Annotated in this window: 12 protein-coding genes, 1 tRNA gene and 2 pseudogenes; 8 read left to right on the top strand and 7 right to left on the bottom strand. The window is 48.7% G+C overall.

Going from position 1 to position 11841, the window contains the following annotated elements; translation table 11 throughout:
- Positions 1–2 precede the first annotated feature (2 nt).
- From prfB to KP22_RS09210, 5 genes are all read left to right on the top strand, one after another.
- Positions 3–1101 (top strand): peptide chain release factor 2 gene (gene prfB / locus KP22_RS09230; protein ID WP_156103732.1). Its coding sequence is split into 2 segments (ribosomal slippage): positions 3–77 and positions 79–1101, totalling 1098 coding nucleotides; the frame shifts between segments, so codons are not numbered across the junction.
- 8 nt (positions 1102–1109) lie between these two features.
- The gene (gene lysS / locus KP22_RS09225) at positions 1110–2627 is read left to right on the top strand and encodes a lysine--tRNA ligase (protein WP_039303389.1); all 1518 of its coding nucleotides are present in this window, start codon (positions 1110–1112) and stop codon (positions 2625–2627) included.
- Positions 2628–2866: 239 nt separating this feature from the next.
- Positions 2867–3622: an AraC family transcriptional regulator gene (locus KP22_RS09220; protein WP_039323877.1), complete on the top strand. Its 756-nt coding sequence runs from the start codon at positions 2867–2869 to the stop codon at positions 3620–3622.
- Between the two features lie 62 nt (positions 3623–3684).
- Positions 3685–4365 carry a LysE family translocator gene (locus tag KP22_RS09215; protein ID WP_039323875.1) on the top strand — a complete coding sequence of 227 codons (681 nt, stop codon included), beginning with the start codon at positions 3685–3687 and terminating at the stop codon, positions 4363–4365.
- Between the two features lie 81 nt (positions 4366–4446).
- Positions 4447–4520 (top strand) — tRNA-Gly (locus KP22_RS09210).
- A 135-nt stretch (positions 4521–4655) separates the two neighbouring features.
- Here KP22_RS09210 and KP22_RS21660 read toward each other — a convergent pair.
- Positions 4656–4960: pseudogene (locus KP22_RS21660) on the bottom strand (transposase); the annotation flags it as partial.
- Positions 4961–5224: 264 nt separating this feature from the next.
- On the opposite strand from KP22_RS21660, the gene KP22_RS09205 reads away from it, so the two are divergent.
- The 3 genes from KP22_RS09205 (at position 5225) to KP22_RS09195 (ending at position 6312) form a co-directional block, all read left to right on the top strand.
- A complete protein-coding gene (locus tag KP22_RS09205; RefSeq protein WP_039303398.1) occupies positions 5225–5419 on the top strand; it encodes a ribbon-helix-helix protein, CopG family in 195 nt (64 codons plus the stop codon).
- A 40-nt stretch (positions 5420–5459) separates the two neighbouring features.
- Positions 5460–5846, top strand: coding sequence for a hypothetical protein (locus tag KP22_RS09200; protein WP_156107272.1), 387 nt, complete (start codon positions 5460–5462; stop codon positions 5844–5846).
- Positions 5847–5916: 70 nt separating this feature from the next.
- Complete coding sequence (locus tag KP22_RS09195; RefSeq protein ID WP_039323871.1) at positions 5917–6312, top strand: hypothetical protein; 396 nt, start codon at positions 5917–5919, stop codon at positions 6310–6312.
- Between the two features lie 41 nt (positions 6313–6353).
- Here KP22_RS09195 and KP22_RS09190 read toward each other — a convergent pair whose 3' ends face one another.
- From KP22_RS09190 to hpxO, 6 genes and pseudogenes are all read right to left on the bottom strand, one after another.
- Positions 6354–6890, bottom strand: a complete 537-nt coding sequence (locus KP22_RS09190; RefSeq protein ID WP_052012503.1) for a DUF4225 domain-containing protein — start codon at positions 6888–6890, stop codon at positions 6354–6356.
- A gap of 64 nt (positions 6891–6954) precedes the next feature.
- Positions 6955–7116, bottom strand: a pseudogene (locus tag KP22_RS22165) (transposase); the annotation flags it as partial.
- Positions 7117–7900: 784 nt separating this feature from the next.
- Positions 7901–8656, bottom strand: a complete 756-nt coding sequence (locus KP22_RS09180) for an ABC transporter permease (RefSeq protein ID WP_039303401.1) — start codon at positions 8654–8656, stop codon at positions 7901–7903.
- Positions 8657–8672: 16 nt separating this feature from the next.
- Complete coding sequence (locus KP22_RS09175; RefSeq protein WP_039303404.1) at positions 8673–9449, bottom strand: ABC transporter ATP-binding protein; 777 nt, start codon at positions 9447–9449, stop codon at positions 8673–8675.
- A gap of 19 nt (positions 9450–9468) precedes the next feature.
- Positions 9469–10503 carry an ABC transporter substrate-binding protein gene (locus tag KP22_RS09170; RefSeq protein ID WP_039303408.1) on the bottom strand — a complete coding sequence of 345 codons (1035 nt, stop codon included), beginning with the start codon at positions 10501–10503 and terminating at the stop codon, positions 9469–9471.
- Between the two features lie 32 nt (positions 10504–10535).
- Positions 10536–11711, bottom strand: a complete 1176-nt coding sequence (gene hpxO / locus KP22_RS09165) for an FAD-dependent urate hydroxylase HpxO (RefSeq protein ID WP_039303411.1) — start codon at positions 11709–11711, stop codon at positions 10536–10538.
- Positions 11712–11841 lie beyond the last annotated feature (130 nt).

Genomic DNA, 11841 nt, shown 5'->3' with positions numbered 1-11841 from the left:
TCATGTTTGAAATTAATCCGGTAAAAAACCGCATTCAGGATCTGTCTGAACGTAGCGCCGTTCTTCGGGGGTATCTTTGACTATGATGCCAAGAAAGAACGCCTCGAAGAAGTAAATGCCGAACTGGAGCAGCCTGATGTCTGGAATGAGCCTGAACGCGCTCAGGCATTGGGAAAAGAACGTTCCTCGCTGGAAGCCATCGTAGATACTATTGATCAACTTGCTCAGGGTCTGGAAGATGTGACCGGCCTGCTTGAGCTCGCGATTGAAGAAGACGACGAAGACACCTTTAATGAAACCTCGCTAGAACTGGACGCGCTGGAAAATAAATTAGGACAGCTCGAATTCCGTCGCATGTTCTCCGGCCAGTACGACAGCGCGGATTGCTATCTGGACATTCAGGCGGGTTCTGGCGGTACGGAAGCCCAGGACTGGGCCAGCATGCTGGTGCGTATGTACCTGCGTTGGGCGGAAGCCAAAGGGTTTAAAACCGAAATTATTGAAGAGTCAGACGGTGACGTGGCTGGTACGAAATCCGCCACGATAAAGATCATCGGTGACTACGCGTTTGGCTGGCTGCGTACTGAAACCGGTGTACATCGTCTGGTGCGTAAGAGCCCGTTCGATTCCGGCGGCCGCCGCCATACCTCATTCAGCTCCGCGTTTATCTACCCGGAAGTGGATGACGATATTGATATCGAAATCAATCCAGCCGACCTGCGTATTGACGTTTACCGCGCATCCGGTGCGGGTGGTCAGCACGTTAACCGGACAGAGTCCGCGGTGCGTATTACTCACATTCCGACCAACATTGTCACGCAGTGTCAGAATGACCGTTCCCAGCATAAAAACAAAGATCAGGCGATGAAACAGCTGAAAGCGAAGCTGTACGAGTTTGAGATGCAAAAGAAAAATGCTGAGAAACAGGCGATGGAAGACAACAAATCTGATATCGGCTGGGGTAGCCAGATTCGTTCCTATGTTCTGGATGATTCGCGCATCAAAGATTTACGCACCGGAGTGGAAACACGTAACACTCAGGCCGTACTTGATGGCGATCTGGACAAATTTATTGAAGCAAGTTTAAAAGCGGGGTTATAAGAATTCGCATGGCTGAATCACAATCACAGGGTGCCGATCAGGCGCAAGATCTGAATAATGAATTAAAAACGCGTCGTGAAAAGTTGGTGACACTGCGTGAAAACGGGATCGCATTCCCGAATGATTTCCGCCGTGACAGCACGTCCGATCGTCTGCACGCTGAGTTCGATGCCAAAGAGAACGAAGAGCTGGAAGAGCTGGGTATCGAAGTGACCGTTGCGGGCCGTATGATGACCCGTCGCATCATGGGTAAAGCCTCTTTCGTGACCTTACAGGACGTTGGTGGCCGTATTCAGCTGTATGTTTCCCGCGACGATCTGGCGGAAGGCATCTATAACGAGCAGTTCAAGAAATGGGATCTGGGCGATATCCTGGGGGCGCGCGGCAAGTTGTTCAAAACCAAAACTGGCGAGCTGTCCATTCACTGTACCGAACTGCGTCTGCTGACCAAAGCGCTGCGTCCGTTGCCGGATAAATTCCACGGTCTGGCCGATCAGGAAACCCGCTATCGTCAGCGCTATCTGGATCTGATCGCTAACGACGAATCCCGCAATACCTTCCGCATCCGTTCTAACGTGATGGCTGCGATTCGCCGCTTCATGGTGGATAACGGCTTCATGGAAGTGGAAACGCCGATGATGCAGGCGATCCCCGGCGGCGCGTCTGCTCGCCCATTCATCACGCATCATAATGCGCTGGACATCGACATGTACCTGCGTATTGCACCGGAACTGTACCTGAAGCGTCTGGTTGTAGGTGGTTTTGAGCGTGTGTTCGAGATCAACCGTAACTTCCGTAACGAAGGTGTTTCTCCACGTCATAATCCTGAATTCACCATGATGGAACTTTATATGGCGTATGCCGATTATAAAGACCTGATTGTGTTGACGGAAAACCTGTTCCGTACGCTGACGCTGGACGTGCTGGGCTCGACCACAGTGGTGTATGGCGATCAGACATTCGACTTCGGTAAGCCGTTCGAGAAGTTGACGATGCGCGAAGCGATCTGTAAATACCGCCCTGAAACCAACGTTGCCGATCTGGACTGCCTGGAGAAAGCGACTGCGATCGCACAGTCTCTGGGCATCAAGATCGAGAAAAGCTGGGGCTTGGGCCGCATTGTTACCGAGATCTTCGAAGAGACAGCAGAAAGTAGCCTGATTCAACCAACCTTCATCACCGAATATCCGGCTGAAGTGTCGCCGCTTGCGCGTCGTAACGATCAGAATCCGGAAATCACCGATCGCTTTGAGTTCTTCATCGGCGGTCGTGAAATCGGTAACGGCTTCTCCGAGCTGAATGATGCTGAAGATCAGGCAGAGCGTTTTGCTCAGCAGGTCAACGCTAAAGATGCGGGCGATGACGAAGCGATGTTCTACGATGAAGACTACGTGACAGCGCTGGAACATGGTCTGCCGCCGACAGCGGGTCTGGGGATTGGTATCGACCGTATGGTGATGTTGTTCACTAACAGCCACACCATCCGCGACGTCATCCTGTTCCCAACAATGCGTCCACAGAAATAAGCTCGTTTTAGCTGAACCTTCTAAACCGGTGCAATTGCACCGGTTTGACGTTATCGACTACGTCAAATTTTAGGGGAAACACGGGGATACCTCGCACCGTGGTAGCCCCGTGTATCTCGATCTCACCTCGATAGTACTATCTCTCGTTTTATCTCTGCATTCTTGTCGTCATTCTGTCATTGTCGCCCAGCGGGGGAAGATGCTATTTTCAGGCATTCATTCACTGCTGGGACACCCTCATGATGACGTACCGCGATGCCTGGTTTGAACTGGCGCTGTTAACCAACGGTCGCAGTTTTCCACGGCATGCGCACGACGAGTTCGTCATCAGCGCCAATCTCAGCGGATTGGAAACGGTCTGGCTGGATGGAGAGACTTTTGTTGCCACCAACGATATGGTGACGACCTACAATCCCAATCAGCTACAAGGTAGTGACAACGCGTTTGATCGCTGGCAGTGCGCATCCTTGTACGTTCACTCGCAGGCATTCGAGCATTATTTCCATCAAACGTTTCTATTCTCACAGGGCTGGAATCCGTCTGCGCAGCTGGCGTCCGAGCTAAAACAGCTTGTCACCACCGATTTGGACGACAGTACCCGTCAGGAGCGCATTATCCTGCTGCTGGCAGGATTGATGGAGGGACAGCACAGAATGCCGTCTCAAAGCCAGGTCAAAGAGGCTGAGCGGATCACGCGGATCAAAGAGGGGTTGCTGAACGATCTCAGCGATATCCCCATGCTTGACCAGCTAGCGCAGCAGGAAAGCTTGTCGGTTGCGCATCTGGTACGCTCTTTTAATCAGTCTGTTGGACTGCCGCCGCTGGCGTGGCTGATGCAGCGACGTATGTGTAAAGCACGAGAACTACTGCGGCAGGGCACGGCGATTAGTCAGGTCGCAGGCGATGTCGGTTTTGCCGATCAGGCGCATTTCACCAAAGCCTTCAACCGCTACAACGCGATGACACCGGGGCAGTTTCGCCGTATCAATTTTTGACAATACAGTGTTTCCCTTGAGCTCTACACTCGCCTTATTGCTTAACGCTCGAAGGGAATACCATGCTGTTAGTTGTATTTACTGGGATGCTGCTATCCCTGTCGCTGTGTCTCGATCTGGGGATGGTCAATACCGCGATTATTAACCGTGGGCTTAGACACGGGGCGCGTTCGGCGTTTTATATCGGGCTGGGTTCCTGTTTCGGCGATCTGTTTTATGCCACGCTATCAGTGCTAGGGTTGGCGGTGGTATTTAACCTGACGCCAGTACGTTGGGCGCTATGGATTGGCGGCGGATTGATTCTGATCTGGATGACGATCAGTATGGCGCGCGCGGCATGGCGCGACTATCCGGTGAAACGCTTCGCCGATCTTTCTGAGTCAGTGAGCGTAGCGACTTCCACTCCACCAGCGCGTTACACCGAGTTTCTCAGCGGTATCGGCATGGCGCTGGCATCGCCGACGGCGTTACTGTGGTTTGCAGCGATCGGCGGCACCATTATCGCGCAGTCTACCGATGGCTCTGCCTTCATGATCGGCCTGTTTCTGCTGGGATTTTTCGTTGGCGGCGTACTGTGGACACTCTTCCTCGCGGCGCTGGTAAAATACGGCCAGCGGTTGCTGAAAGAACGTATCTCATTTTACTGTAGCCTGATCTCCGCGCTGTTGTTTGCCTACTTTGCCTGGCACGTCATTTCTCATGGCTATCAGACGCTGTTCCTGCCACTCTCTACGACTGCATGATCGGTCAAAACAACAGCACTTTGCCGGGTTTTTTACTTGCTCGGCAACGGCATAGCGCTATAATGCCACTCGCCTCTCCGTGCGAGTGTAGTTCAATGGTAGAACGGCAGCTTCCCAAGCTGCATACGAGGGTTCGATTCCCTTCACTCGCTCCAATCACACTTCTCTCAACGTCCACCCAAGTCCAGAAAATCCAGTAACCACAAGGCTTTCCACGATTTCTCAGTCGTTCAGGGAAAACCCACATCTATCTAAATCTACAGGTCAATGTGTATAGTTATGTGTATAGGACGTGATGACATCTGAAATCCTATACATATTCGCCATTGCCTGCTTGCTGACACTGGTGTAATTCGTGGGATATTTATCAAAGAAAAAATGGAATCAATAAAGCCCTGTGCAGCCCGCAGAGTCAGTCGGAAAATACGTTTAACCATCAGGACGGTGGCGACAGTGAGGTCAGAATAACGCTGAGGTCCTCCCCTTGATGAGGGTGTTGCTGAATCGTACCACGCCTGAATGGCTTCATCGTTTAGCCAAAAATGACGGAGCCTCGATTGATGAGGGCTTTGTTGTATGTCTTCCAGTTGGTGATTCTGAACTTCTACTTTTCCACAGAATTGTCTTTTTTTTCAGTATGATGCGTGATCAGGTTTTGTCATTTAGCAAAAGTTCGATTTATTTAACAAAGTCTAAGGGAATCACTAGACCTGTTGATAGCCATATCGTTAACCTCTTAACGGTGTGGTCAGCCCCTGTCTGGTAGGCCAATACTTTTCAGGGGCGAAACGTGATGGATATGTGCTTTTGTGATAGTGTACGTACCTATGGAATTTATCATATTGAAAAAGGTACGTACATGTCAACGATAAAACGCGATACTAAAAAATCAACAGCAGCAGGGAAATCACCGACTTTCCAGATACGGATTTCGCCTGAGCTACGTGAACAGCTTGATGAAATTGTGGCGAAAGAAGGTGTTAGCCTCGGAAACTGGTTCAAAGAGCTTGCCCGTCAGGAGTTGAGAAAGCAGGGGATTGAGCCGAAGGGGTGATGGTTTAGTTGGTTAGCAGAATAAACAACCAAGGGAATGGATGATGGATAAAAGAACACTAATCTTAAAATCAGGGCTGACGGTCAGGGAGCTACTTCGCCTGAAAAATAATTATGTCTATGTAAAAAGTGATGATTTCAAATTTAACACTCCAACGAAGAAAGCCGAGTCCTTTGCAGACTATGTTTTTATCGTTACTCGTTTATGCTGGGAAGCAATGTATCTTCCGGTCTTCATGAGCCTATTTTTTTCAATTTACGCTTACTATGATAGTGGCAATGTGATTGCCTTTGTCAAAACTTTTTTTATTATTTATTCGATATCGATTTTTTGCGTATTAAAAGTTGAGGGTAATTATTATAGTATACGCATGATTACCGTTGTAAAATTAATTAAATTTAGATTGGTTGTTTTTTTTACTAGCTAATTTTATTTTGATGTCATTTGGGGGCAAGATCGGTTTTTCGGGGATGTTTTGTATTAATAAGGGAGGCATAATGGATAAAAGATTACTCATCTTAAAATCAGGCTTGACGGTCAGGGAATTACTTCGCCTAAAAAATAACTATGTTGGCACTAAAAGCAAAGTTTACAGCAAAGAGACAAAAATAAAAGACATCGAACCCTTTTCTGATTACATCTTGTTTGTATCACGTTTATCTTGGAGAGGGATGTTAATACCTTTCCTTTTGCCACTATGTTTCGCTATTTATGATTATTATGAATATCGTATTATAATAAATAGTATTAAATTTTTTATACTTATTTATGGAATTATGTTGTTATGCGTTTTTAAATCAAAGGGAGATTATTTTAAGGTAAAAATGATAACAATAGCTAAATTAATGTACCTCAGGATTCGTGATATTTTAAATCACCAAAAAAATATTTAAAATAGGAACGATTATAGAAATAGCAATGCGGCGAAACATTGCTATTTGTCTCCTAGTAGATAGTTTTCGTTTGAGAATTCAGCGTGTACTTTTTTAATGGAGCTTCCAACCATATATATTTTCATGAATTTGTTGGCGGCAGTAAATTTAGGGCTGTAGTCTTTATCTATATAACGAAATAATTTTGTTGTTCTTGGTTTATCAAGAAAACCTCTGGAAGCAAGCCTGGTTGGATTTTCTATTAACACTGGCATTCTTAAAGCTGCAAAGCCAGAGAGTGATACATCTCCTACACTATAGAATAAATCACCAGCTTTATCACCATATCCCAATAGAGATGCTAACCCCCTGTATACTTTTCTGGTTAAACCAGGGTAATACTTTCCATCATTGATAATAGGAGATACTGCTTCGTAGACATTATTGCCGCCATGAGCCATTAACAGTAGACCAAATGATTTAAAATGTTTTACATTAAGATCTCTTCCTAATTGATTTAATCGATATCCTGCAAATGCCTGAAAACCACCCGATACAACACCAGATGGAGCCTGTCCGTAATTCTGTGTAACTGCCATAGAATTAAAGGTGATCGCTCAGACGGTCACCGAACTCGATAATAAAACGACTCATCGCCAGCCTTCAGTTCTGGATCGGCATACTCCATTTTTTTGACGCATCTTTGATCGCCAGATAAACAACTTTCCGTACCGAGTCGTCCGTCGGGAACACTTTGCGTTTCTTTATGGCCGCACGGATCACGCTGTTCAGTGACTCGATGGCATTCGTGGTGTAGATGGCCTTGTTTGATGCCTGTGAGCTTTAGATAGATCAAATTTGCCATTATTTATTCCTTAATGTTATCCATAATCCTGCCCCATAAATCCTTTTTCCTTATGGGAGGGATAATTTCTGCACTTTTTAGTCAATGAGTCAATAGCCGTTATCGTGCAATGTGTATGATTTTAAATGGTTATTTGGAATATGATTATCGTGGAAATTATTTGATTTGGATTTAATTCGGGTAAGAAGAAAACAGTATCCCTTGACCTGCCTGATATGATGACTGGCGGCGAAGCTTCATATGACGATAGGTGATAAATGACTGCTGGATGATGGCGATGAGCGAAACCAGAGTGGACAACGTTTATACCCATTAATGAATGCGATTTCATACATTTTCTTTTTTCTACCAAAATCCAGTTTTAGCTGGCGGTAAAATTCAAGTGAGAGTGAATGTGTATAGAAATGTGTATGGTTACAGCGGGTGTAGATAGTTAATGTATTTTAATATCAATGCATTATGTTTCGTGTTCTATGCACTTCACTTCAAAAGTATATCGGCGTAATTCCCAAGAGAATCATGATTTCTCAAGCACTGATGAAAAAATCACTCGCTATTATTGTGGCGCTGGACAAAGAAAGAGGGATTTAATATCTATCTATAAGTATCAAATCGACTCGCGAGTAAAATGTCAGGTGCGATATTGCACGGAATGAGAGTACAGCGGTGAGGGAATATCACCATCGCTGTACTTTTAGAAAGAATGCGCTATGTATCTCTTGGGGCGCATTCGGTTGATGGCTTTTACCCGCGATGTGCCCAGTGCGTCATTCTTTTCTCGATAAACGCGAATATTTCATACATCACGACACCCATGGCGCCGATGACCAGCAACCCGGCGAAGACGAGTGCCATATTCATGTTGGAACTGGCTGACATCATCAAATAGCCAATCCCTAAGTTGGATGCGACCGTTTCTGATATCACCGAACCGACAAATGCCAGCGTGATGGCTACTTTTAACGACGCAAAGAAATAGGGCTGAGAGCGAGGTAAGCCGACTTTTTTCAATATATCGAGACGAGATGCCCCGAGGGAACGTAGTACATCTTCCATCTCCGGTTCGACGGTTGCCAGGCCCGTTGCCACATTGACAACGATAGGGAAAAAAGAGATGAGGAAAGCGGTTGCAATGGCCGGTATTGTTCCAATACCAAACCAGACTACCAGTACGGGTACAAATGCAACTTTGGGGATGGAGTTAAACCCGACCAGTAGCGGATAAACAGCTTTGTAAACCAGCGACGATGCCCCGACAGCGACGCCCAGCAATACCCCGACCACAACAGCCAGTGCAAACCCCACTAACGTGGTGTAAAGGGTTTGCAACGAGTGGGCAGCGATAGGTTGCCAGTCGGTAATGAGTGAACGGTAGACATCGCTCAACGAAGGAAAGAGGTAGCTCGGCACCTGCAATCCGACGACGACCATTTGCCAGATCCCCCCCAGTAAAAGCAGAAGTCCCCACGGGGCGAGTCTTATGAGTGTTGCTCGTGACATAGTGAAGCGTTCTCCTTTAGGTATGGCGCTGTGAAGAGATATGTTCTCGCAGTTCAAATACATAGCGGGAAAACGTATCGGTGTAGGTAATCTGGAGATCGCGCGGGCGAGGCAGCTCGATCTCACGACGTGCAAGGATCTGTCCGGGGCGCGTGCTCATGACGTAGACCGTATCCGCCAGAAAGACGGCCTCTCGCAGATCGTGGGTGACCAATACCACGGTGAACGGCTCTTCCTGCCAGAGATCGCGTACCATGCACCATAGCTCTTCGCGGGTGAAGGCATCGAGCGCGCCAAAGGGTTCATCCAGCATCAGTAGACGGGGTTTGTGAATCAACGCCCGGCAAATCGATGCCCGCTGTTGCATCCCCCCAGACAGTTCCCAAGGGTATTTATGCTCGCAGCCTGCCAGCCCCACCCGTTTCAGCAAGTCCCGCGCCTGCTGCTCGTATTCACGTCGCTTGGCACGGAATGTGGAGCGGTAAGGCTCCACAATCTCCATGGGCAACATGACATTCTCCAGCGTGGTACGCCAGGGGAGTAAATTAGACGCTTGAAATGCCATCCCGACACATTTCTGCGGCCCGGCGACCTCACGATTATTGACGAAAACATAACCTTCCGTCGGGGCAATCAACCCTGATGTTAGCTTCATAAATGTTGATTTTCCGCAACCTGATGGGCCGACCAGTGCGACAAACTCATTTTCCTCAATACTGAAATCGATCTCTTTGATCGCCAGTTGGCTGCTGTTGTAGCCCAGACTCACTTTTTCGAATTTAACAAAACTCATTCATCACCACCTGAAGTGTTTATGGGACATCACGTTCCGCACGTGGCGGGAGGAATGCAGAAGTAAATAGGGTTGATTCATCAGGCGTGTTTTTCAGGCCAAATGCCTCGACTACGTCGGTAATGGCGCGCTGCATACGAGCCGGATCGACATCTCCCAGCCCGATCTTTTTGTTCTCTGGTGTGACGACCAGTTGGTCAAATGCCATTTGCAAGCGCCGGGTTTCCAGCGTTGTGTTGATTAGCGAGTCCTGTGCTTTAACGTATTGCACCGCAGCCACGGGATCGGCTAACGTCTCTTTCACCGCCTTATTGAAGGCGCGCAGGAAGGCTTTAATGGCCTCTGGATGCTCCTCCTGCATTTTTTTGCTGGCAATAAGGGTGTTGCCGTAGAGATCGACGCCGTATTGGGCATAAGGGAAAATCACCAGATCGTCCGCCTTGACACCGCGCGCTTCGAGGTTTAGCAGGCTGGTAAAATAGAAACCGGCAATGGCATCCACATTTTTACGCACCAGCAGATTGGGGGTGACCGTAGGATCGGAAGATTGCCAGGTGACGGCATCGTTATTCAGCCCGACTTTTTTCGCGAAAGCGGGCCAGGCTTTACGTCCGGCATCGAAAACGGGAGCCGCGATGGTTTTACCTGCCAGCGCTTTCGGTTCGGTAACACCGCTGCTTTTTAACAGAAAAATGGCGGCTGGCGTGGTGTTATACAACATGTACACGCCTTTTATTCCTGTGCCGGGGTGTTTCGCCTCTTGCTCTATCAGCGCATTGACATCTGCAAAGGCCATGTCGTAAGCGCCCGTGGCTACGCGGGTGACTGCGCCCGCAGAACCATTACCCGAGTCGATCTGTACATCCAGACCTTCCTGCGCAAAATAGCCTTTCGCTTTTGCCATCAAAAACGGTGCGGAAGGCCCTTCAAAACGCCAGTCCAAAGAAAACTTAACCTTTACAGGTTCAGCCGCCTGCGCCTGAGAAAGCAGCAGTAAGCATGAAAACAAAGCGCTAGCGCCTAGTTGGTATAGCTTGGATAATGTTGGCAGCATCGCAGGTTCCTCAAGAGTGAAAGTGAACGATCTTATTGTTGAACGCTGGGTGGGGCTCCGCGCACGATATCGCACAGCCCGGCAATAATGCGTTCGCCAGTTTCCGTGCGCAGTTCTTCATACCAGGCCTGCGTCAGCGCACTATCTTTGCCATGGGTGATATCGCAGCGTTTACGTGCCTTGAGCACCAGTTCCTTGACGCGCGGGCTGCGCAGCGACTGATAGTGCAGAAGTGCAGCTTCAATATCGGCGTGGTGAGCAGCACAATGGTGCAGTGCCTCGCCCAGCACTACCGCATCTTCCAGTGCGGCGCATCCGCCCTGACCGATATCTGGCGTGGTGCTATGGCCGGCGTCGCCCAGAAGCGCTACGCGCCCGCGCACTAATTGGGGAAAGGGTTCGATATCGTGAATTTCAATTCTGTTGGTCGTATCGGGATTGATGGCGGCGATCAGTCGTTGCACCTGTGGTGCCCAGCCGGAAAAATAGCGTAATAGATCGGCGCGTACCGTGGTGCGATCTTCCGGTAAACCTTGAGGGAGTGGAACATCGAAAAAGAAGTAAAACCGCCCGTCAGAAACCGGCATCAATGAAACGCGTTTGCCTTCTCCGACAAAGGTGGTCCACTGATTATCGGGAGCAATCTGTTCGTCAATGTCCACCAGACCATTCCAGTTCACATAACCGGCATAGCGACGTTCCGGTGTGTACCCCAGCACATGCGACCGGAGCGTAGAGTGGGTACCGTCGGCAGCGATTAAAATATCGCTGTGCGTGTGGGAGCCATCGGTAAACCAGGCGGTAACGCCGTGTTCATCCTGCTCAACGCGTTCGACGCGTTTACCAAACTGCACCGTGTCCCGTCCCCAGAAATCCAGCATTCCTCTTTGCAGCTCGGCACGGGCGATAGGGTAAGGTCGCTCACCGACCTGTTCGACCAGCGGGCTGAGGCTAAAGCGGGTCATCGTTTGCCCCTCACGGTAATCCTGATAGGCCATGTAGTGCATCTGACCACCGAAGCGCGTCATAATGCTGCCCATTCCTAAGTGGTTCATACAGGAGACGCCGTTCGGCCAAACTGAAATAGCGGCACCGACTGGTTTAATGTCGCGAACTGCTTCAAATACTTCGCACGTGATGCCCGCTTTTTTTAGGGCGACGGCCGCGCTTAACCCCCCAATACCCGCACCAATGATTGTTGCTTTCATCATTTTTCCTCTGGCTTGTCTTGTCCGTTATCTGTCGACAACCTGCAACGTTTGTATCAATCTGTGTTTTTCTTGCAACTTTAGTACCAATTTGTATTCACTGGCTAAGTGCAGTGTGACTGCGGGGTAA

It is taken from the genome of Pectobacterium betavasculorum, assembly GCF_000749845.1.
Taxonomy (GTDB): Bacteria; Pseudomonadota; Gammaproteobacteria; order Enterobacterales; family Enterobacteriaceae; genus Pectobacterium; species Pectobacterium betavasculorum.
Note: the sequence above shows the minus strand (reverse complement) of the source record. Positions and strands in the feature narration are given on the sequence as shown.